This is a genomic window from Roseicella aerolata (genome assembly GCF_020523605.1).
GTDB lineage: Bacteria > Pseudomonadota > Alphaproteobacteria > Acetobacterales > Acetobacteraceae > Paracraurococcus > Paracraurococcus aerolatus.
Genome location: NZ_JAJAQI010000023.1, coordinates 41,007 through 61,439, shown reverse-complemented (window position 1 = coordinate 61,439; position 20,433 = coordinate 41,007). Strand labels below are relative to the sequence as shown.

Sequence of the window (20,433 nt, the reverse complement as noted above, 5' to 3'; positions counted from 1 at the left end):
ATCGAATTTCCGTTACTTTTGTTAACGAATCATGTCTTGTTCCGGTTCCGGACGAGCTAGCGGCGCCGAGGCACGACCGGGCCAGGGACCAGCCCAGGGGCCAGCCATGAAGACCCGCAGCCCTGCCCCATCGCATCGCGGCTGCAGCGAATGAGCATTCAGAACCGGACGCCGGTTCGCCATGGGTCATTGATGTCAGGGCAGATGCATGCGGCCCGGCATGCACGCGCCGCCGCAAGCGGCTCCAGCCGCCATCGCCCGCTGCCGGCGCGCGCAGGGAAGGCACGGCCGGACAGCGCGACGCAGGGCATGTCGCGCGACCTCAGGAACAGCGGCAACAGTCACCGGGACGCCTGGGAAAGGCAGCGGCCCTGATCGGCCGACGGGGCCTCGCCCCTATCGCGGCGGCAATCGCAGCACCATGCCCGGCCGCAGCGCCGAGGCATCGGCCAGCACCGGCGTGTTGGATTCCAGGATCCATCCGGCCGCCGCCGTGTCGCCATAGTGCCGGGCCGCGATCGCCTCCAGCGTCTCCCCCGGCTGCACAAGGTGCAGGATGCTCCCGCCCGGGCCGAAGCCCGTATCGGTATCCGGCGTCGCGCGATGCACGGCGCGCTCCGCCGCCTCCGTGCTGGCGCTGCCGGCGGGCAGTCGGGCGAAGGCGCCCAGCGTGTCCAGCAGGCCGCTGCTCCGCGCCACGGTCAGCCGGTCCTCCACCCGCGCGATGCCCTGGATGTTGCCGACCGCGAGCAGGATCCGCTCCCGCGTCGTGTCGTCCGGCACGCTGCCTTCCAGCGTCGCGGCATCGTCGTGGCGGGTGACCATCACCTCCTGCCGCGTCAGCCCGAGTTCCGCCAGCCGGTCGGTGATGGCGGCGGCGCTGGGTGCTCCGCCCTCCAGGGCCAGCCCGGCCTCGGCCGGGAAGCGGTAGGTGGGCATGGACAACCTCCTGAAATATGGCGGGAAAACGTCAGCGCCGTGGCGCGGGTTGCGTGCAGGACCATGCCGCCCCACCCTTTCCCGTCATGGAAGAGTCCCTGCTGGTCCAGCCCGACCCCGCCGATCCGCGCCTCACGCGCCGTGTCGCCGGCATCGACCATACCGGCGCTCGCGTGGAAGCGAGCGTCACGGTGGAGCGACCGCTGACGCTTTATCTGAACGGGCAGGAGATCGTCACCATGATGACGATCCTCGACCGGCCGGAGGATCTGGCGCTGGGCTACCTGCTGAACCAGGGCATGCTGCGGCGGGACGATACCGTCACCGGCATCGAGTATGACGACGACCTGCAGGTGGTGGTGGTGCGGACCGAGCGCCGCACCGACTACGAGGAGAAGCTGAAGAAGAAGACCCTGACCAGCGGCTGCGCCCAGGGCACCGCCTTCGGCGACCTCATGGAGGGTTTTTCCAGGGCCCGGCTTCCGATGTCCGCCGAGATCCGGACCTCCTGGCTCTACCGCCTGCTGCACCGGATCAACACCCTGCCGACCCTCTACCTGGAGGCCGGGGCGATCCATGGCTGCGCGCTGTGCCGGCAGGACCGGCCGCTGGTCTATATGGAGGATGTCGGCCGGCACAACGCGGTGGACAAGATCGCCGGCTGGATGTTCCGCACCGGCGCCGACCCGGCGGACAAGATCTTCTACACCACCGGCCGCCTGACCTCGGAGATGGTGATCAAGACGGTGCGGATGGGCATTCCCATCCTGGTCTCGCGCAGCGGCTTCACCGCCTGGGGGGTGGAACTGGCGCGGGAGGTCGGGCTGACCCTGATCGGCCGCTGCAAGGGCAAGCGCTTCACCGCCCTGGCGGGGGAGGAGCGGATCGTCTTCGACGCGGACCTCGCCTATGTCGAGGAGGAGAGCGCGAAGCACTGGCGGAAGAACAGCCGGGAGGCGGAGGGGGCATGAGGCGCGCCGGCCACCCGGCGGATGGAGCGTCCCGGGCCGTCCACGCCGGTGCCCGGGATGCTGCGCGCCGGCCTCGCCGGCCGCCTGCAGCGATCCCCGGGACCGGCATTGTCGCTCCGCGCGGCGCAGCCATGGCCGGGGCGGCGGAACCACCCTTGCGGCCGGGCCGGGGTAGAAGGGCATGAGCAGGGTGCTTGCCGTCGTGCTGGCCGGTGGCCTGGCACGGCGCATGGGCGGCGGGGACAAGCCGCTGCGGCTGCTGGCCGGGCGGCCACTGCTGGACCATGTGCTGGAACGCGTGGCGCCGCAGGTTGCGGCCGTGATCCTGAACGCCAATGGCGATGCGGCGCGCTTCGCGCGCTACGGCCTGCCGGTGGTGCCGGACCCGCTGCCGGACTTCCCGGGCCCGCTCGCCGGCGTGCTGGCGGCGCTCGACTGGGCGGCGGACAACCGGCCGGACCTGCCGACCGTGCTCTCCGTCCCGGGCGACGGCCCCTTCCTGCCGCCGGACCTGGTGGCAAGGCTGGAGGCGGCGCGGGCGGCAGCCGGCCTGCCTCTGGCCTGCGCGGCCTCGGGCGACTGGACCCACCCGCCGATCGGCCTCTGGCCCGTGGCGCTGCGGGGGGAACTGCGGGCGGCGCTGCTTTCGGGCGAGAAGAAGATCGACCGCTGGACCGCCCGCTTCGGCTGCGCCGCGGCGGAATGGCCGACCGAGCCGGTGGACCCCTTCTTCAACGCCAATGCGCCGGCGGACCTGGCCGTGGCGGAAGAACTCTTGCAAGCCGGCCGGGCCGGACCCATACGCTCCGGGAACAGCAATCCCGCAGGGAGTCCGCCGCCGTGAAGGCCATCATTACCGGCATCCTCGCCGCCGTGGCGCTCGCCGTCTGCGCCGCCGTGGTGCTCGACGCCGAGTTCCAGAAGAGCGCGGAGGAGCGCTTCCAGACCGAGGGCGTGCGGCTTTAGAGCATATCGCGGACGGGCCTGAAGGCCCGTCCGCGATTCGTTTCAGAATTCCATCCCCGGCAGGGAGGCCGCGGCAGGCGGCGCGTCATCCCTCCGTCCGGCCCGCTCGCGCTCGAAGCGCGCGCGGTCCTCGGGCGAGAGGCGCACCGTCACATGGATCGCCTCGTCCCCGTCCGTCCGGCCGATCACCTCGCCATGGCCGTAGAGCCAGGCGAGCCGGGCGCCATCCGAGGCCGGGATATCGTAGCCGACCGTCACCATGCCTTCCGAAAGCCGGGTGTCGATCGCCGCCAGCAGCGCGTCCAGCCCCTCTCCGGTCAGGGCGGAGACGGCGACCGCGCCCGGCCTTCCCTGCAGCCGGTCGGTGCCGCCCAGCAGGTCGGCCTTGTTCAGCACCTCGATGCTGCGGCGCTGCCACCCGGCCTCCAGCATCCCGTCCTTCGCCATGCCCTCGAGCACCGCGATCACATCCGCCCGCTGCGCCTCCGTATCCGGATGCGCGGCATCGCGGACATGCAGGATGACCTCCGCCTCCGAGACCTCCTCCAGCGTCGCCCGGAAGGCGGCGACCAGTTCCGTCGGCAATTCGCTGATGAAGCCGACCGTGTCGGAGAGGATGACGCGCCGGCCGGAGGGCAGGTCCATGGCCCGCAGCGTCGGGTCGAGGGTGGCGAAGAGCTGGTCCTCCGCCGTCACACTGGCGCCGGTCAGCCGGTTGAACAGCGTGGACTTGCCGGCATTGGTGTAGCCGACCAGCGCGACCACCGGGAAGGGCACCCGCTCCCGCGCGCGCCGATGCAGGCTGCGGGTGCGGCGCACCTCGTCCAGCTCCTGCCGAAGGCGGGCGATGCGGTCGCCGATCAGCCTTCGGTCCGCCTCGATCTGGGTCTCGCCGGGGCCGCCGAGGAAGCCGAAGCCGCCGCGCTGGCGCCCGAGATGGGTCCAGGACCGCACCAGCCGGCTGCGCTGGTATTGCAGATGCGCCAGCTCGACCTGCAGCGTGCCCTCCCGCGTCCGTGCCCGCTCCCCGAAGATGTCGAGGATGAGGCCGGTGCGGTCGATCACCTTGCAGCGCCACTCGCGTTCCAGGTTGCGCTGCTGCACCGGCGTCAGCGCCGCGTCCACCACGGCAAGCTCGATGCGCTGAGCCGCGATCGCCTCCCCTATCGCCGCCACCTGCCCGCTGCCGAGCAGCGTCGCCGGTCGCGCCTCACGCAACGGCAGGATGGCCTGGTGCAGGATGGCAAGGCCGATGGCGCGTGCCAGCTCCACCGCCTCCGCCAGCCGCGCCTCAGCGCTGCGCGGCGCCTGCGGACCACCCTCCCAGGGAAGGATGACGGCGGTGCGCGTCGGTGCCGCCGCCGTGTCATGCGGGCCGGAGGGGCTGGTGGTGTCGCTCATGCTGCGCCTGATGCCTGCGGGGGGAGGGAAGGAGGGTGGGCGCCTGCCCACCCCCCGAGGAAGCTCAGATGTCCCGGCCCGGTTCCTTGGCGGTGCCGGCCACGCCGTTCCGCTTCGCGGCGCCGGCGCTGCGCCCGTCCTCCACCTCCACCTCGGTCCGGCGGACCGTGTCGCGGACGGTCTCGGTGCGCTCCTCAGCGGTCTTCTTCAGGCTCACCTCCTCCTTCACCCGCGCCTCCTTGCTGACCACGGCCTCCTCGGCGCGCTCCGTCGCCTCCACCACGCGCTCCTGGAAGCCGGCCTCGGTGCCGCTCACTGCCCGGTCCACCGGGCGGCGCTCGACCTGCACGTGTTCCTCGCGCAGCGTCACCTGCTCCTGCACCGGGGTCTCGACCACATAGCTGCGGATGCGCACGCGGCCATGCCCCGCCTCGCGCTTGCCGACGCGCAGCCTCTCCTCGACGATCGGGATGCTTGCCTCGTCCGTCGCGGGGCCGAGGCGCTGCGCCTCCGCCGCCCCGGCTGCGCCGGTGGTGGCGCTGCCGCGCGCGGCCGTGGCGCCGCCGGTCGGCAGTGGCGCCACGTCATCGCCGCGCCGCGCGCCGGTCCAGCCGGATTTGCGCCACTCCGCCTCGCGCTGCTCCAGATCGACGGCGCCGCTCGCTTCCAGCGCGGCGGCCAGTTCCTCGAAGCGCCCATCCGGCACCTCGGCATGCACCACGCCGCCGCCGCGGCGGAAGCCCTCGTGCAGCGTCTCGGCATCCTCCGACGGCAGCGCCAGCGCCTCCAGCCTCTGGCTGTCGGTGCGGGCATCGAACACCTCTCCGCGCACGCCGGGCACGCGCTGCGCCAGGTCATAGGCGGCGCGCTCGGCCTCCTGCACACTGTCGAAATAGGCGGTCATGGTCCGGGTCATCTGCGCTCTCCTCTCCGCATTTTCAGGGGGGCCTGGTTGCCGGATGGCATCGGCAGGTCGCCGCCTAACGGATGGGGGGGCATCCCGTTCATTGCGGTGCGCATCGCGCAAGGCAGTAAGCCCGGCAGGAACAAAGCTTCCGTCGGACCATTCAGCCAGTCAGGACCGTGACATGCGGGCGGAAGGCAAGGCGTGATGAAAAACGGTAGATTCAACATTGCCTACTGGGTGGCAGCGCTGCTCGGCCTGTTCGTCATCCAGTACTTCGCGGCGATGAACCAGCAGGTCGCCACCATCCCCTACAGCCAGTTCCAGCAATTGCTGAACGAGGGGAGGGTGGCGGAGGTCGGGGTCTCCGACCGCTTCATGCAGGGCACCCTGAAGGAGCCTCTGCCGGGCGGCCAGACCCGTTTCGCCACCACGCGCGTGGACCCGGAGATCGCGCGGGAGCTGGAAGGCCATGGCGTCCGCTTCACCGGACAGATCGAGAGCACGCTGCTCCGCGACATCCTCTCCTGGGTCATCCCCGTCCTGCTCTTCGTCGGCATCTGGATGTATCTCGGCCGGCGCATGGCGGCCGGCGGCGGGCTGATGCAGATCGGCAAGAGCCGCGCCCGGATCTATGTGGAGAGCGACACCAAGGTGAGCTTCGCCGATGTCGCCGGCGTGGACGAGGCAAAGGACGAGCTGCGCGAGGTGGTGGACTTCCTGCGCGAGCCCGAGCGCTATGGCCGGCTCGGCGGCCGCATGCCGAAGGGCGTGCTGCTGGTGGGCCCGCCAGGGACGGGCAAGACATTGCTGGCCCGCGCCGTGGCCGGCGAGGCGAAGGTCGCCTTCCTCTCCATCTCGGGCGCGGAGTTCGTCGAGATGTTCGTCGGCGTCGGTGCCGCCCGGGTGCGCGACCTGTTCGAGCAGGCGCGCACCCAGGCGCCGGCCATCATCTTCATCGACGAGCTCGACGCGCTCGGCCGCGCGCGCGGGATCGGCGCGGCCTATGGCGGCGGCGGCCATTCGGAGGCCGAGCAGACCCTCAACCAGCTCCTGGTCGAGATGGACGGCTTCGACCAGCGCTCGGGCCTCGTCATCCTCGCCGCCACCAACCGGCCGGAGATCCTGGACCCCGCCCTGCTGCGCGCCGGCCGCTTCGACCGGCAGGTGCTGGTGGACCGGCCCGACCGTACCGGGCGGGTGCAGATCCTGCACGTGCATCTGAAGCGGGTGAAGCTGGCGCCCGATGTGACGCCGGAGCAGATCGCCGCCCTGACGCCGGGCTTCACCGGCGCCGACCTCGCCAACCTGGTGAACGAGGCGGCGCTGCTGGCGACCCGGCGCGGCGCCGAGGCGGTGAGCATGGCCGATTTCAACAATGCCGTGGAGCGCATCGTCGCCGGCCTCGAAAAGCGCAATCGCCTGCTGAACAGGCGGGAGCGCGAGATCGTCGCCTATCACGAGATCGGCCACGCCCTGGTCGCCATGGCCCTGCCGGGAAGCGACCCGGTGCACAAGGTCTCCATCATCCCGCGCGGCATCGGGGCGCTGGGCTACACCATCCAGCGCCCGACCGAGGACCGCTTCCTGATGACGCGGGAGGAGCTGGAGCGGAAGATGATGGTCCTGCTCGGCGGCCGGGCGGCGGAGCTGGTGGTCTTCGGCCATCTCTCGACCGGCGCGGCGGACGACCTGCAGCGCGTGACCGACATCGCCCGCGGCATGGTCACCCGCTACGGCATGTCGGAGGCGCTGGGCAGCGTGGCCTATGAGCGCGACCCGCGCGGGCTGCTGGCCGGCCCGAACCCGCTGCCGGGCGGGCCGCGCGAGCGCGACTATGGCGAGGCGGCGGGCGACGCGATCGATACCGAGGTGCGGCGGATCGTGGACGGGGCGCTGGAGCGGACCGTGGCGCTGCTGCGCGAACAGCGGGAGGCGCTGGAGCGGACGGCGAAGCGGCTGCTGGAGAAGGAGACGCTGGACGAGAAGGAACTGGCGGAGCTGACGGGGCTTCCGGCGCCAACAAGGCAGGCCGCGGAGTAGCGAGGGGCTCTGCCCCTCGCGCCCCCCGCCAAGGGCCGGTTCGACGTATACGTCGAACCCCTTGGATCCCTCGAGTCAGGCCAAGGGCGCCACGGACAGTCCGCGGACCTTGTGCTTCTCGATCAGCTGGGCGACCAGGCCGCTGCGCTTCGCCTCCTCGACGAAGTCGCGCAGCCAGGCGGCGCCCGCCTCGTTCTCCCGCGCCGTGCCGATCGCCTGCTGCACCGCCATGAACTGGCCGTCCAGGATGCGGGCGCCGGGCAGGGTCTCGACATCGCTCAGCAGCCCCGGTCGCAGCCCGGCATAGACCTCCGCCTTGTCCTCGACGAACCTCTTGAAGGCCGCGCCGCCGCCGCCCGGCACTAGCACGAGCTGGGCATTCCTGATGTTCCGCTCCAGCCAGAGCGTATAGGCCGCGCCGGCGCTGGAGACGATGCGGATGCCGGGCCGGTCCACCTGCGCCATGCCGGTGACGGGAGAGCCGGGGGGCACCAGATAGGTCGCCTCGATCTCGCAATAGGCGGCGGTGAAGCTGATCTTCGCGGCGCGCTGCGGCTCGGCGCCGATATTGGCGATGTCCCAGGCGCCGGTGCCGCCGGCATCCGCGATCTCGTTCGGCCGGGCATAGGGCACCAGCTTCACCGGCACGCCGAGGCGCTCGGCGATGGTCCGCGCCATGTCGGGGGAGACGCCATCCGGCTCCCCCTCCGGCGTCCTGCCGGTGACGAGCAGGAAATTGCCCATGTTGATGGCCGCGCGGAGCACGCCGGTCGGGGCCAATTGGGAAAGGACGTCAGGGGACATGCGCGGGATTCCGTCGCTGCGAGGGCCTCGGGCGGCCAGGGGAGTGGCCGTGGCGGCGCCCGTGGCCGCCAGCAGCGCGCGGCGCCGCAGCATTGGCGTCTCCCCCGTTCCGTTCGGCGCGGATTAGATCGCGCCGGCGGCGGGAGGGCAAGCAAGCGCCCGGCGCGTCACGCCTTGCCGATCCCCTTGTTCACCAGGGAGAGGTCGAAAGCGCGCCGCCAGTCCAGCTCCTTCGGCAGGACACCTACCTCGGCGACCGCGGCATGGAAGTGGCGCCAGCGATCCTCTGTCATGGCGCCGATGCCGAGCGTCGCGGCATCGCCCGAGCGGACGATCCCCGCCTCGTTCATCATGCGGGTGCCGAAGGCGATCAGCTCATCCGACATCTCCGGATTCTGCTGCCGGATCAGCGCATTCGCCGCCGCGGTGTCGAAGCCGCCCGCCGGCCCCTTCAGGTACTGGTCCCAGCCTTCCATCGTCGCGTCGACGAAGCGCTGGATCACCTCCCGCCGCTCGGACAGGGTCCTGGCGCCGATATTGATGGTGGTGCCGTAATTCTCGAATCCGGCATCGTGCAGCAGCAGCGTCTCGGGATTCACCCCGGCCTGGCGGATGGAGAAGGGCTCGGAGCCGAGATAGCCCTGCTGCACCAGCATCCTGTCGGCCAGGAAGGGTTGCAGGTTGAAGGTATAGGGGCGGAGCTGGTCCTCCCGCAGGCCATATTTCTTCACCAGGAAGGGCCACCAGGTCACCCGTGCCTCGGCGCCGACCAGGATGGTGCGGCCGCGCAGCGCCTCGAATCCCGTGAAGCCGGTATTCGGATGCGCGATCAGGACCTGCATGTCCTTCTGGAAGATCGCCGCGATGCAGAGGAAGGGGATGTTCTCCCGCACGAAGTTGAGCGCGGCGAGGCCATTGCCCATGGACATGTCCACCCGCCCGCCGAGCAGGAGCTGCGCCGGGTTGATCTGCGGCCCGCCGGTGCGGAGTTCCGCCTCCAGCCCCGCCTTCCGGTAGAGGCCCGCCGCCTGCGCCTGATAGAAGCCGCCATGCTCGGCCTGGGCGCGCCAATTGGTGACGAAGGAGACGCGGTCGAGCCGCGGCTGGGCCCGCACCGGGCCGGGGGCGGCCAGCAGCAGCGGCGCGCCTGCGCCGAGCAGCCCGAGCGCCGCGCGGCGCGAGACGGTGAAGCGTTGGATGCTCATCGGTCGGGTCCCTCCCGCTCCGGACGCTGCCCGCGTCCGCTCCGGAAGGGAAGGTGGCGTGCGCGGGCGCCGGCGCAAGCGCTATCGGCCGGAGGCGGGCCGAAGCGGATGATGGGAGCGGCTGGCACAGCGATCGGCGCGGCAAACCGCGCGCCGTGAATGGTCAGGCTTCGGATGCGGTGTCCTGCGATGCCGTGGGCGGGGCATCTCACCGTTTTCGGGGCGAGCCACCGGAGGCGCTGGCCTACGCGGTGCCACCCTGACCATTGCCGGGAATGTCCTGGATTGTTCGGGATGTCCGGAACCGGCTGCATTTCATCCGGGGCAGCGCTGTCGCCGGCGCCGGCATCGCGCACCCACGCCCTGCAGTGAATTGCCCGCCCTCCTTCCTGCTTGGTAAACTGCGCCCCTGCCTCGTTCACGAGATCGCCGCGGTATGTCTCCACGTCAGCGCTGACATCTCAGGCAGGAGGCCGTCATGGTGGACACTTCCTTTCCCGAATTCCCGGTTCGCAGCAGGAACCGCCTGTGGACCGCTGATGGCACATGGGGCCTTGAGTACGAGCCGGACCGTGATGCCTGGCGCCTCTACAATGCCGATAACGCCGGCAGCGATTATGCCCTCCCTGCCGATATGGTCCGCCGCATCGTTGCCGAGGCAGGGACGGGCGAGAACCTGATGCGTCACTGGGACAATTGGGATAACTCGAGGTAGGAAATCCTGTGTTCCGGCCAGAATGCCGGATGATCGTCGGGCCGACTGCCTGGCCTGATGTTGGCCTGGGACATTGTCTGGAGGGGCAGACCCACGCCTCGGGGATGCCCGCTCTGCGGCGCTCTGCCCTAGGTGCGGAGCCGCAGCGGCCATAGCAGCAGCAGCGCCGTCCCCCAGCCCCAGGCGCCGTTCAGCAGCCCGGCCCGCGCCCAGACCTGCCGGTTGCCGCCGGCGAAGACCGGCAGCCCCTTGAGCCTCGCCACGAGGGTGAAGGCGACCAGGGACAGCGCCAGCGCCCCGAAGACGAAGCCGAAGAGCAGCGCCGGCGGTCGCAGCCGGTCCAGCAGCAGGGCGAGCAACACGCCCCAGACCCCGCCCCAGAAGGCCTGGGACAGCATGGTGGGCACTCCGAAGGGCGGCACCGGCGCCGGATTGAAGGGCGGCCCGACCTGCCCGAACAGCGCGACCGAGGCCGGGATGCCATTGCCGATATGGTGCAGCAGGAAGGCGGTGCCCTGGTGGAAGACCAGGACGGCAAAGAAACCGGCGAGGAAGCCGGACAGGAGCCTTCGTGCCATGCCGGACTTCTACCGCGCCCGCCATGGCCGCGTCATCCGCCACCTTGCGGCCCGGCGCGTGCCCGCGCACCCTGCCGGCCCTGATTGCCTGGAGGGATGACGCCGTGAACGGAGCCGAAAGCCTGGTGAAGACGCTGCTGGGGGCGGGTGTGGATGTCTGCTTCGCCAACCCCGGCACCAGCGAGATGCATTTCGTCGCGGCGCTGGACCGCGTCCCCGGCATGCGCTGCGTCCTCGGCCTGCAGGAGAACATCGTCACCGGTGCCGCCGATGGCTACTGGCGCCTGGCGGACAAGCCGGCCTGCACCCTGCTGCATTGCGGCCCCGGCCTGGCGAACGGGCTGGCCGGCCTGCACGACGCCCGCCGGGCGCGCTCCGGCATCGTCAACATCGTCGGCGACCAAGCGGTCTATCACCGCCCCTTCGACGCGCCGCTGACCGCGGATACCGAGGGCTGGGCGCGGGGCGCCTCCGCCTGGGTCCGCACCTCCACCCGCGCCGAGGATGTCGGGGCGGATGCGGCGGTCGCCGTCCAGGCCGCCCGCACCTCGCCGGGCCAGGTCGCGACCCTGATCCTGCCCTCCGACAGTTCCTGGAACGAGGGCGGCGTGGTCGCCGCGCCGCTGCCGGTGCCGGCCGCGCCGCAGGCCGATCCGCACAGCGTCCACCAGGTCGCCAGGCTCCTGCGGGAGAAGAAGAACGTCCTGCTGCTGCTCGGCGGCCTCGCCTTGCGGGAGGGGGCGCAGGTCCAGGCCAACCGCATCGCCGCCGCCACCGGCGCGAAGCTGATGGCCGAGGGCTCCAACGCCCGCATCCAGCGCGGCCAGGGCCGCCTGCCGCTCGACCGCGTGCCCTATGTGAACGAGCAGGCCGTCGCCGCCCTCAAACCCTATGAGCATATAGTGCTGGTCAACGCCAAGGAGCCGATCGGCTTCTTCGGCTATCCCGGTAAGCCCAGCCAGTTCTGGCAGCCCGGGACCGAGCTGCACATCCTGACCCGCTATGAGCAGGATGCCGAGGCGGCGCTGCGGGCGCTGGCCGAGGAGCTGGGGGCGCCCATGGTCTCCATGCCCGATCCGGGGCCCCGGCCGGAGGCGCCGCGGGGTGAGCTGAGCCCGGAAGGCCTGGCCCGCGCCGTCGCCGCGCTGATGCCGGAGGGGGCGGTGATCGTGGATGAATCCGTCACCTATGGCCGCGGCTTCTTCCCGCAGACCACGGCCGCCCCGGCGCATGACTGGCTGCAGAATTGCGGCGGCGCCATCGGCTACGGCCCGCCGGTCGCGGTCGGCGCCGCCATCGGCGCGGCCGGGCGGCGGGTGATCGCGCTCCAGGCCGATGGCAGCGCCATGTACACCCCCCAGGCGCTCTGGACCCAGGCGCGGGAGAAGCTGCCGGTCACCACCGTGCTGCTCTCCAACCGCAAGTACCAGATCCTGATCGGCGAGTACCAGAATGTCGGGGCCAATCCGGGCCGCACCGCGATGGACATGCTCGATCTCGGCAACCCCGATATCGGCTGGGTCCAGCTGGCCAACTCCATGGGGGTCGAGGCGGCGCAGGCCCGTACGCTGGAGGCACTTGGCGACCTCATGGCGCAGTCCTTCGCCCGGCCCGGCCCCTTCCTGATCGAGCTGCTGATCTGACGGCGGCGCGACCGCCATCCGCCCATACTGCGCCGCGGAATTCAACTCCGCACACTGAACAGGCTTTCCTAAGCTTCAGCTTTCGCGCAATGTGGCGGTAAGCCTGGGGGGCGCATGTCTGATGGAACGTGACGGGCCATCCGTCGCGATCCCTCCGCTCGCATGGCACCGGGCAGAGCGGGGGGCATAGCGCGTGACGATGCGGATAGCGGCGGATCCGGACAGGCAATGAACATGATCCCCCAGCCGCCGTCCGCGCCGGAGGGCGGGGCTTCGAGTCCGCCCGCGCAGACCGTCGCCCGGCTGCCGGCGCCGGTGGCCGAGCCGGCCGCCGAGCCGCCGCAGGACACCCCGGAGGCCGAGGCGCCGCCGCCGCGCCGCCGGCTCTGGATTCCTGCCTTGCTGCTGCTCCTCGCGGCCGGTGGCGGCTATGCCTGGCACGCCTCCCGCCAGGAGGTGCCGATCCCGCACTCCCCGCCGGCCTCGGTGACCGAGCCGCTCTCCCAGGGCGAGTTCCGCCTCTCGGACAATGAGGTGCGGGCCCTCCGGATCGAGGAGATGCAGCTGCGCGACTTCCGCGCCGAACGGGTGGCGGAGGGCCGCATCGCCATCAACGAGGACAGGGCGACGCCGGTCTTCTCGCCCTATAACGGGCGGGTGGTACGCGTCACCGCCCGGCTGGGGGACAGCGTCCAGGCCGGCGACCCGCTCTTCGAGATCGAGACGACAGACCTCGCCGGCGCCGCCCAGGACCTGCTCTCGGCCGCCGATGCCGCCAACAAGGCGCGCGCCACGCTGGACCAGGCGCGGCGCGAGGAGGCCCGGCAGGCCAGCCTGTTCAGCGCCCGCGCCGCCTCCCAGCGCGATGTCGAGCAGGCCCGGGTCGCGACCCTCGGCGCCGCCGCCGACCAGCGCAGCGCCGAGGCGATGCTGGCCGCGGCGCGGGACAAGCTCCGCGTCCTCGGCCGCACGCCCGAGCAGATCGCCCGGATCGAGCAGACCCGCCAGGTCGATGCCGTGGTGCCGGTGACCGCGCCGATCGGTGGCAGCGTGACCCAGCGCCGGGTCGGGTCCGGCCAGTGGCTCTCGACCGGCGCCTCCGAGCCCGTCTTCACCATCGCCGACCTCTCCACCATGTGGCTGGTCGCCGCGGTGCGGGAACTGGACGCGCCGCTGATCCGCGCCGGCCAGCCTGTGAAGGTCACGGTCGGCGCCCTGCCGGGCCGCGAATTCGATGCCCGGATCACCGCCACCAGCGCCGGCCTCGACCCTGTCACCCGCCGCATGACGGTCCGGGCCGAGGTGCAGGACCCCGAGCGGTTGCTGAAGCCCGAGATGTTCGCCACCTTCCGCATCGCGGTGGGAGAGGAGCAGCGCTCCGTCGCCGTGCCGGTGAATGCGCTGATCTATCGCGGCGCCGAGGCCAGCGTCTGGGTCGCGCTCGATGGCGGGCGCTTCATGCTGCGGCGCGTCACGCCGGGCATCCGCGCGGGCGAGATGGTCGAGGTGACCGACGGGCTGAAGCCCGGCGAGCGCGTGGTGACCGGCGGCGCCCTCTTCATCGACCGGGCCGCGCGCATCGACTGAGCCGGCCGCGCCGGTCCCCCCGGCCGGCCGCGCGCCGGCCCATCGCCATCGACCCCGGGCGGGACGGATCCGCCCCGCACCCTGCCGGAATCCCCGCCATGCGCCAGATCGTCGCCTTCTCGCTGCAGCGCAGGCCGCTGGTCATCCTGCTGTTCTTCGCCTTCGTGGTGGTCGGCCTGTTCGGCTTCACCCGGCTGAACATCGAGGCCTATCCGGACCCGGTCCCGCCGCAGGTGGTCATCATCACTCAGAACCCGGGCCAGAGCGCCGAGGAGATCGAGCGCTACGTCACCATCCCCGTGGAGGTGGCGATGGCGGGCCTGCCCAACCTCACCTCGGTCCGCTCCACCAGCCTCTTCGGCCTGTCGGACGTGCGGGTGCAGTTCAACTTCAACTACACCTACGACCAGGCGCTGCAGCAGGTGCTGAACCGGCTGGGCCAGCTCCAGGGCCTGCCGGAGGGGGTGGAGCCGCAGATCTCCCCGCTCTCCCCGATCGGTGAGATCATGCGCTACCGGCTGGTCGGGCCGCCCGGCTATTCGCTGGCCGATCTCAAGACGCTGCAGGACTGGGTGCTGGACCGCCGCTTCAAGCGGGTGCCCGGCGTGGTGGACGTCACCTCCTTCGGCGGCCTGACCAAGAGCTACAACATCATCGTCGACCTGCACCGCATGGCGGCGCATGGCCTGACCCTGCCGCAGGTGATCCAGGCGGTGCGCGCCGGCAATGCGACGGTCGGCGCCGGGACCATCCGCATCGGCCCGCAGGCCGCGGTGGTGCAGGGCATCGGCCTGATCCGCGGCCTGGACGATGTCCGCAGCGTGGTGGTCACGGCCGAGGGGGGCGTGCCGGTCCTGCTCTCGGACATCGCCACCGTCGAGATCGGCAACACCCCGAGGCTCGGCATCGCCGGGCATGAGGGCGATGACGACGTGGTGCTGGCCACCATCCTGATGCGTCGCGGCGAGCAGACCCTGCCCACCATCCGCGGCGTGCAGAAGGAGGTGGAGCGGATCAATGCCGGCGGCGTGCTGCCGCCCGGCGTGAGGATCGTCCCGCTCTATGACCGGGAGGACCTGGTGAAGATCACCACCAGGACGGTGGTGAAGAACATCATTGAGGGCGTCGCCCTCATCCTCTTCATCCAGTGGCTCTTCCTCGGCGATTTCCGCGGCGCGCTGGTGGTGGCGGCGACCATCCCCTTCGCCTTCCTCTTCGCCATCCTGCTGATGCTGAGCCGGGGCGAGAGCGCCAACCTGCTCAGCCTCGGCGCGCTCGATTTCGGCCTGCTGGTCGATGCCACCGTGATCATGGTGGAGAACATCTACCGCCATCTCGGCCTCGCCCGGCAGCACGCCCATCGCTACATCGCGCCCAGCGGCTCGAAGGAGCTCTCCGGCCTCTCGCTGACCGTGCTGCGCGCGGCGGGGGAGGTGGACAAGGCGATCTTCTTCTCCGCCCTCATCATCATCGCTGCCTTCATCCCGCTCTTCACCCTGGGCGGCATCGAGGGGCGGATCTTCGGCCCGATGTCGAAGACCTATGCCTATGCCATCATCGGCGCCCTGCTGGCGACCTTCACCATCACCCCGGCGCTCGCCGCGGCGCTGCTGAAGGAGGACAGCCGGGAGAGGGACACGCCGGTAGTCCGCGCCCTGCGCTGGGCCCATAGCCGGCTCTACGGCCTCGCCATGCGGGCGCGCGCCCTCTGCCTCGGCCTTGCCGCCGCGGTCTTCGGCGGGGCGCTGCTGCTGCTCTCCACCCTCGGGGCCGAATTCCTGCCGGCGCTGGAGGAGGGCAATCTCTGGGTCCGCGCCACCATGCCGGGCACCATCTCGCTCGAGGAAGGCAATGCCACGGTCAACCGCATCCGCGGCGTGCTGATGGAGTTCCCCGAGGTCATCACCGCCACCTCCCAGCAGGGCCGGCCGGATGACGGCACGGACAGCGCCGGCTTCTTCAATGCGGAGTTCTTCCTGCCGCTCAAGCCGCCGCAGGAATGGACCACGGGCAAGAATCGGGACGCGCTGGTGCATGCCATGCAGGAACGCCTGTCGCGCGAGTTCCTCGGCATCGAGTTCAGCTACGCCCAGGCCATCAGCGACAATGTCCAGGAGGCCGCCTCCGGCGTGAAGGGCGCCAACGCCATCAAGGTCTTCGGGCCGGAACTCGACATTATCGCCCGCAAGGCGGAGGAGATCCGCCGGGTGCTGGAGGGCGTGGAGGGCGTCGCCGACCTGGCCGTCTTCCGCTCGCTCGGCCAGCCCACCGTCGCGGTGCAGATCGACCGGGCGCGTGCCGCCCGCTTCGGCCTCTCGGTCGAGGACATCAATGAGGTGGTGCAGGCGGCGATCGGCGGGCGGGAGGCCGGGCGGCTCTACGAGCCCGGCGGCGACCGCAACTTCCCGCTGGTGGTCCGGCTGGACGCGCCCTTCCGCGACAGCCTGGAGACGATCGGCCGCATCCCGGTAGGGGGCACCCGTGCCGCGACGCTGGCCGATGTGGCGGAGATCCGCCTGGTCTCCGGCGTCTCCTACATCTACCGCGAGGATGGCAGCCGCTACCTGCCCATCCGCTTCTCCGTCCGCGGCCGCGACCCGGCCAGCACGGTGGCCGAGGCGCAGGAGCTGGTGGAGCAGCAGGTGCAGCTCCCGCCCGGCTACCGGCTGGACTGGGTGGGCGAGTTCCGCAACCTGCAGGAGGCGCTGGGCCGGCTGTCCGTGGTGGTGCCGGCGGCGCTCGCCCTGATCCTCGTCCTGCTTTACGTGCAGTTCAACACGCTCAGGGAGACGCTGCTGGTCTTCGCCATCGTGCCGCTCTCCCTGACCGGCGGTATCGCGGCGCTGGCGGTGGCGGGGCTGAACTTCTCCGTCCCGGCCGCCATCGGCTTCCTTGCCCTGTTCGGCATCACGGTGATGGAGGGCATCATCATGATGTCCCACTTCAACCACCTGCGGCTGGAGGGGATGCCCTGGCGCGCGGCGCTCGACCAGGCGGGCGTCGATCGCATGCGGCCGGTCTTCATGACCTGCTTCGCCAGCTTCACCGGCCTGCTGCCCATGGCGCTGGCGACCGGCATCGGCGCCGATGTGCAGAAGCCGCTTGCCCTGGTCGTCGTCGGCGGCATCGGCCTGGTGCCGCTCTTCATCCTGGTGGTCTTCCCCGTCATGATCGATCTCTTCGGCAAGCCGCGCCACCTGCGGCGCGAAGCCGCAGCCGCGCGGCCGCTGGGCGCGCGGGCATGAGCCTCCGGCTTGCCGCCGCCGCGGCGCTCGGCCTCGTCCTGCTGGCACCGCCGGTGCTGGCCCAATCCACGGCCCAGGCCGCCGCCGGCAGCCTGCCCCTGCCGGTTGGCCAGGCCGCGCGGCCGCTGACGCTGGCCGAGGCGGAGGCGCTGCTGGTGGAGCGGAACCTCGCCGTCATCGCTGCCCGCCGGGGCGTGGATGCGGCGCAGGCCAACCGGCTGGTCGCAGCCTCCCTGCCACCGCCGCAGGTGGTGGTGGGCAACAGCTTCGCCGAGTTCCGGGAAACGGCTGCCGGCGCCATCAAGGGCGCGCGCTTCATCAGCCCGTCCCACAATATCGCGGCCGGCCTGCAGGTGTTGGTGGAGCGCGGCGGCAAGCGGAGGCTGCGCACCCGCGTGGCGGAGGACCAGATCGGCCAGGCCGAGGCGCTGGTGCTGGATGCGGTGCGCACCCAGCTCTTCACCCTGCGCCAGGCCTTCCTCGGCGCCCTGCTGGCGCGGGCCAATCTGGAGGTCGCGCTCGGCAACCGGATGAGCCTCGACCGGACCGAGGCGCTGCTGCGGCGGCAGTTGCGGGACGGCGCCATCCCGGAGGGCGACCTGCTGCGCTTCCAGGCCAGCCGGCTGCAATTCGAATCCGACGTCACCAGCAACGCCCAGGCCTATGCGGCGGGCGTCGCGGCCGTCGCCGCCCTGCTCTCGGCCGACCCGGCCGCCTTCCAACCGGGCGCGGGGCAGATCCCCGCCCTCGGCATCAACCCGTCCCAGCCCGGCGCGCTGGCGCCGCCGCCGCCCGGGCCGCGCGGCCGCGCCGGCACGCCGCCCGGGCCCGCCAGCGCGCCGACCAGCGTGCAGACCATCCTCTCCCCGGTCGCCTTCGATATCCGCGGGCGCTTCGATCAGGTGCCCGCCCTCGGCATCGGGCGGGAGGAGCTGGCGGCGGCGATCGAGAGCCGGGCCGATGTCGTCGCCGCGCAGCGCCAGTTCGCGGCCGCCAGTTCCAACCGGCTGCTGGCGGAGGCCGGCCGCTCCCGCGACGTGACGCTGAACGGGAGCTGGTCGCGCTCGCGCCTCTCGCAGGACCTGCCGGAATCGACCGACCGGCTGAACGCGGTGAACAGCTTCGGCATCCAGCTCTCCGTGCCGATCTTCACCCGGCAGATCGTCGAGGGGAATGTCGGCATCGCCTCGGCCCAGGCCGGCCAGGCGGAGGCGCAGGCCCGTGCCGCGCTGCTGCAGGCGCGCGCCGAGTTCGCCGCCGCCTGGGCGGGGTACGAGCAGGCGCGGGCGCTGATCAATCTCTATGCCGGCGGCACGCTGAACCGGGCCGAGGCGGCCTATCGCAGCACGGAACAGGCCTATCTGGCCGGCGGGCGCGCGCTGCTCGATGTGCTGGACGCGCTGCGGGTGCTGAACGCGACGCGCCTGCAGGCGAACCAGGCGCGTTACGCCTATCTGCTGGCGCTGGCGCAGCTGGAGCAGGCGACGGGGGTTTCGGGGATCGCGCCGAAGCTGTGAGCCGGGGGGGGCTTGCCCTTCCCGGCCCCCTCCCACCAAGCCAGGGCCGGTGCGGGTCTCGGCACGGTTAGGTGCACACCATCAAGGGCGCGCGAGAGTGGGCGGCGCGGCGTTGCCGCCGGCCGCGGCGCTTCCCAAGCTGGCCTTCCACCACGAAAGGAAGCTTGCCCATGGCCCGGATCGCTCTCGTCGCCAGCCTCGCCCTTCTGCTCCAGGCCTGCAGCCCGACCTTCCGTTCGAGCGAGCCGCGCGACGTCATCGTGGCACCGCCCTCCGGGGCACCTGCCACCGTGGTCAGGTAAGCCGTCCAGGCGGGGCCGGCGTTAGCCGGCCTCGCCGCGCCGTGCGGCGCAGGCGCCCGGAATGGCCGGCAACTGCCCCAGCACCGCGCGGGTGAGCACCACGCCGCCGGCATGGACCGGCAGGCCGGCGCTGCGCAGCGCCTCCGCCGTCCAGGTGTTGCAGGTGTAGAGCAGCGAGTAGCCGCGCGACGACTCGTAGAACAGGCTGTCATGCAGCGGCCGGGGATGGGCCGGCACCGGCCGGCCGGCGGCATCCAGCGCCAGGCTTTCCCACAGGAAGGCCGAGAGGCGCGCGAGGCCGCCCTCCGGCAGGGGAAGGGCGATGGCGCCCTCCGGATAGGCCTCGGGCGGCGCGACGCGGAGGCCCTTCACCTGCACCACGCCAGGGCCGGGCAGGGGGCCAAGCAGCAGCTCCTCCACCGCGCCGGCGCCGGCCAGCATGAAGCTACGCTTGCCGAAGCCGAAGACCACCGTCCCGGCGCCGGGGAACAGCGTGCGGAAGCCGGCCAGTGGGCCGGCGAGATCCGCTGTCCGCAGCGCGATATCGGTGTGCCAGCCATGATCGACCACCCAGGCGAGCGGCCCTTCGGGCGCCGTGGCGCAGGGCAGGGGCGGCGGCGGCGCGGCGCAGCCGGCGAGGGCGGCCAGCGCCAGCGCCATGGCCTTGCGGCGTCCCGGGGCGGCAGCGATAGTCATGCGGAAACAGATGGTCCTGCGCTGGCGGTCCCGAGCGGTTCGCATGCGCGCCGGGCCGGCGCAAGCGGCGCCCACCGCGGGGGAGACGGACATGGATATGGAGATCCGCGGCAAGCGGGTGCTGATCACCGGCGGCTCGAAGGGCATCGGCCTGGCCTGCGCCCAGGCCTTCGCGGCGGAAGGCTGCGACCTTATCCTCGCCTCCCGCGACCAGGCGGCGCTGGAGAAGGCGGCGGGCGAGATCCGATCGCGCCACCAGGTGAACATCGCGGTGCAGGCCGGCGACCTCTCGGACCCGACGGCGCGCGTCGCGCTGCAGGCCGCCTTCCCCGAAATCGACATCCTGGTGAACAATGCCGGCGCCATTCCGGGCGGGACGGTGCATGACATCTCCCTGGAGCGCTGGCAGCAGGCCTGGGCGCTGAAGGTCTTCGGCTACATCCACCTGACGCAGCTCTATTTGCCGGGGATGGAGGCGAAGCGCGACGGCGTCATCGTCAACATCATCGGCATGGCGGGCCGGGCGCCGCGCGCCGACTATATCTGCGGCGCGGCCGGCAATGCCTCGCTCATCGCCTTCACCGCCGCGCTCGGCGGCAAGACGCCGGACAACAATGTGCGCGTCGTTGGCATCGCGCCCGGCGCGACCATGACGGAGCGGATCATCACCATCTCCCGAAGCCGCGCCCGGACGAAATGGGGCGATGAGAGCCGGTGGGAGGAGATGCTCTCCGGCCTGCCGCTGGGCCGTGCGGGCAAGCCGGAGGAGATTGCCGACCTCGCTGTGTTCTGCGCCAGCCCGCGGGGCGGCTACCTGTCCGGCTCGACGCTCGATGTGGATGCCGGCGCGCAATTCAGGGGGTAGGGCAGGGCGGGGCATTCCGTCCCATGCCCACCAGCGCCGGCGGGTGGGGCAG

Annotated in this window: 18 protein-coding genes; 11 read left to right on the top strand and 7 right to left on the bottom strand. The window is 71.6% G+C overall.

What is annotated here, in order from left to right:
- Window positions 1-396: 396 nt before the first annotated feature.
- Entirely contained in the window at window positions 397-939 is a 543-nt protein-coding gene (locus tag LHA35_RS15775) for a BON domain-containing protein (protein WP_226609598.1), read from the bottom strand.
- Between the two features lie 86 nt (window positions 940-1,025).
- Between LHA35_RS15775 and fdhD the strand changes: the two genes are divergently transcribed.
- The 3 genes from fdhD to LHA35_RS28675 all read left to right on the top strand — a co-directional run bounded on the left by fdhD (window position 1,026) and on the right by LHA35_RS28675 (window position 2,876).
- Window positions 1,026-1,910 carry a formate dehydrogenase accessory sulfurtransferase FdhD gene (gene fdhD, locus LHA35_RS15770; protein WP_226609596.1) on the top strand — a complete coding sequence of 295 codons (885 nt, stop codon included), beginning with the start codon at window positions 1,026-1,028 and terminating at the stop codon, window positions 1,908-1,910.
- A 181-nt stretch (window positions 1,911-2,091) separates the two neighbouring features.
- Window positions 2,092-2,754, top strand: coding sequence for a molybdenum cofactor guanylyltransferase MobA (gene mobA / locus LHA35_RS15765; RefSeq protein ID WP_226609594.1), 663 nt, complete (start codon window positions 2,092-2,094; stop codon window positions 2,752-2,754).
- A complete protein-coding gene (locus LHA35_RS28675; RefSeq protein ID WP_264185575.1) occupies window positions 2,751-2,876 on the top strand; it encodes a hypothetical protein in 126 nt (41 codons plus the stop codon). The genes mobA and LHA35_RS28675 overlap by 4 nt, the downstream gene beginning before the upstream one ends.
- Window positions 2,877-2,918: 42 nt before the next feature.
- Here the strand turns inward: LHA35_RS28675 and hflX are convergent, their stop codons facing one another.
- Both hflX and LHA35_RS15755 read right to left on the bottom strand, forming a co-directional pair.
- Window positions 2,919-4,277 (bottom strand): GTPase HflX, encoded by a 1,359-nt coding sequence (hflX, locus tag LHA35_RS15760; RefSeq protein ID WP_226609592.1) that lies wholly within the window; start codon window positions 4,275-4,277, stop codon window positions 2,919-2,921.
- A gap of 64 nt (window positions 4,278-4,341) precedes the next feature.
- Complete coding sequence (locus LHA35_RS15755; RefSeq protein WP_226609590.1) at window positions 4,342-5,193, bottom strand: YsnF/AvaK domain-containing protein; 852 nt, start codon at window positions 5,191-5,193, stop codon at window positions 4,342-4,344.
- Between the two features lie 195 nt (window positions 5,194-5,388).
- Here LHA35_RS15755 and ftsH point away from each other — a divergent pair, with 195 nt between their 5' ends.
- The gene (gene ftsH, locus LHA35_RS15750; protein ID WP_264185574.1) at window positions 5,389-7,224 is read left to right on the top strand and encodes an ATP-dependent zinc metalloprotease FtsH; all 1,836 of its coding nucleotides are present in this window, start codon (window positions 5,389-5,391) and stop codon (window positions 7,222-7,224) included.
- A gap of 75 nt (window positions 7,225-7,299) precedes the next feature.
- Here ftsH and LHA35_RS15745 read toward each other — a convergent pair whose 3' ends face one another.
- Complete coding sequence (locus LHA35_RS15745; RefSeq protein ID WP_226609586.1) at window positions 7,300-8,028, bottom strand: transporter substrate-binding domain-containing protein; 729 nt, start codon at window positions 8,026-8,028, stop codon at window positions 7,300-7,302.
- A 167-nt stretch (window positions 8,029-8,195) separates the two neighbouring features.
- Window positions 8,196-9,233 (bottom strand): ABC transporter substrate-binding protein, encoded by a 1,038-nt coding sequence (locus tag LHA35_RS15740; RefSeq protein WP_226609584.1) that lies wholly within the window; start codon window positions 9,231-9,233, stop codon window positions 8,196-8,198.
- Window positions 9,234-9,711: 478 nt separating this feature from the next.
- Between LHA35_RS15740 and LHA35_RS15735 the strand changes: the two genes are divergently transcribed.
- Window positions 9,712-9,948, top strand: a complete 237-nt coding sequence (locus tag LHA35_RS15735) for a hypothetical protein (protein ID WP_226609582.1) — start codon at window positions 9,712-9,714, stop codon at window positions 9,946-9,948.
- Between the two features lie 128 nt (window positions 9,949-10,076).
- Here the strand turns inward: LHA35_RS15735 and LHA35_RS15730 are convergent, their stop codons facing one another.
- On the bottom strand, window positions 10,077-10,526 hold the full coding sequence (locus tag LHA35_RS15730; RefSeq protein WP_226609580.1) for a hypothetical protein: 450 nt from the start codon (window positions 10,524-10,526) through the stop codon (window positions 10,077-10,079).
- Window positions 10,527-10,630: 104 nt separating this feature from the next.
- Between LHA35_RS15730 and LHA35_RS15725 the strand changes: the two genes are divergently transcribed.
- The 5 genes from LHA35_RS15725 (at window position 10,631) to LHA35_RS28670 (ending at window position 18,820) form a co-directional block, all read left to right on the top strand.
- Window positions 10,631-12,169 carry an acetolactate synthase large subunit gene (locus LHA35_RS15725; protein WP_226609578.1) on the top strand — a complete coding sequence of 513 codons (1,539 nt, stop codon included), beginning with the start codon at window positions 10,631-10,633 and terminating at the stop codon, window positions 12,167-12,169.
- 228 nt (window positions 12,170-12,397) lie between these two features.
- Window positions 12,398-13,756 (top strand): efflux RND transporter periplasmic adaptor subunit, encoded by a 1,359-nt coding sequence (locus LHA35_RS15720; protein WP_226609576.1) that lies wholly within the window; start codon window positions 12,398-12,400, stop codon window positions 13,754-13,756.
- 98 nt (window positions 13,757-13,854) lie between these two features.
- On the top strand, window positions 13,855-17,001 hold the full coding sequence (locus LHA35_RS15715) for an efflux RND transporter permease subunit (protein ID WP_226609574.1): 3,147 nt from the start codon (window positions 13,855-13,857) through the stop codon (window positions 16,999-17,001).
- A complete protein-coding gene (locus tag LHA35_RS15710) occupies window positions 16,998-18,518 on the top strand; it encodes a TolC family protein (protein WP_226609572.1) in 1,521 nt (506 codons plus the stop codon). The genes LHA35_RS15715 and LHA35_RS15710 overlap by 4 nt, the downstream gene beginning before the upstream one ends.
- A gap of 170 nt (window positions 18,519-18,688) precedes the next feature.
- The gene (locus LHA35_RS28670; protein ID WP_264185573.1) at window positions 18,689-18,820 is read left to right on the top strand and encodes a hypothetical protein; all 132 of its coding nucleotides are present in this window, start codon (window positions 18,689-18,691) and stop codon (window positions 18,818-18,820) included.
- Window positions 18,821-18,841: 21 nt separating this feature from the next.
- Here LHA35_RS28670 and LHA35_RS15705 read toward each other — a convergent pair whose 3' ends face one another.
- Entirely contained in the window at window positions 18,842-19,516 is a 675-nt protein-coding gene (locus LHA35_RS15705; protein ID WP_226609570.1) for a DUF2459 domain-containing protein, read from the bottom strand.
- Window positions 19,517-19,607: 91 nt separating this feature from the next.
- Here LHA35_RS15705 and LHA35_RS15700 point away from each other — a divergent pair, with 91 nt between their 5' ends.
- A complete protein-coding gene (locus LHA35_RS15700) occupies window positions 19,608-20,381 on the top strand; it encodes an SDR family oxidoreductase (protein WP_226609567.1) in 774 nt (257 codons plus the stop codon).
- Window positions 20,382-20,433: the final 52 nt, after the last annotated feature.

Coding starts and splice junctions, on each gene's coding strand:
- LHA35_RS15775 (WP_226609598.1), bottom strand. CDS start 939: ATGCCCACCTACCGCTTCCCGGCCGAGGCCGGGCTGGCCCTGGAGGGC.
- fdhD (WP_226609596.1), top strand. CDS start 1,026: ATGGAAGAGTCCCTGCTGGTCCAGCCCGACCCCGCCGATCCGCGCCTC.
- mobA (WP_226609594.1), top strand. CDS start 2,092: ATGAGCAGGGTGCTTGCCGTCGTGCTGGCCGGTGGCCTGGCACGGCGC.
- hflX (WP_226609592.1), bottom strand. CDS start 4,277: ATGAGCGACACCACCAGCCCCTCCGGCCCGCATGACACGGCGGCGGCA.
- LHA35_RS15755 (WP_226609590.1), bottom strand. CDS start 5,193: ATGACCCGGACCATGACCGCCTATTTCGACAGTGTGCAGGAGGCCGAG.
- ftsH (WP_264185574.1), top strand. CDS start 5,389: ATGAAAAACGGTAGATTCAACATTGCCTACTGGGTGGCAGCGCTGCTC.
- LHA35_RS15745 (WP_226609586.1), bottom strand. CDS start 8,028: ATGTCCCCTGACGTCCTTTCCCAATTGGCCCCGACCGGCGTGCTCCGC.
- LHA35_RS15740 (WP_226609584.1), bottom strand. CDS start 9,233: ATGAGCATCCAACGCTTCACCGTCTCGCGCCGCGCGGCGCTCGGGCTG.
- LHA35_RS15735 (WP_226609582.1), top strand. CDS start 9,712: ATGGTGGACACTTCCTTTCCCGAATTCCCGGTTCGCAGCAGGAACCGC.
- LHA35_RS15730 (WP_226609580.1), bottom strand. CDS start 10,526: ATGGCACGAAGGCTCCTGTCCGGCTTCCTCGCCGGTTTCTTTGCCGTC.
- LHA35_RS15720 (WP_226609576.1), top strand. CDS start 12,398: ATGAACATGATCCCCCAGCCGCCGTCCGCGCCGGAGGGCGGGGCTTCG.
- LHA35_RS15715 (WP_226609574.1), top strand. CDS start 13,855: ATGCGCCAGATCGTCGCCTTCTCGCTGCAGCGCAGGCCGCTGGTCATC.
- LHA35_RS15710 (WP_226609572.1), top strand. CDS start 16,998: ATGAGCCTCCGGCTTGCCGCCGCCGCGGCGCTCGGCCTCGTCCTGCTG.
- LHA35_RS28670 (WP_264185573.1), top strand. CDS start 18,689: ATGGCCCGGATCGCTCTCGTCGCCAGCCTCGCCCTTCTGCTCCAGGCC.
- LHA35_RS15705 (WP_226609570.1), bottom strand. CDS start 19,516: ATGACTATCGCTGCCGCCCCGGGACGCCGCAAGGCCATGGCGCTGGCG.
- LHA35_RS15700 (WP_226609567.1), top strand. CDS start 19,608: ATGGATATGGAGATCCGCGGCAAGCGGGTGCTGATCACCGGCGGCTCG.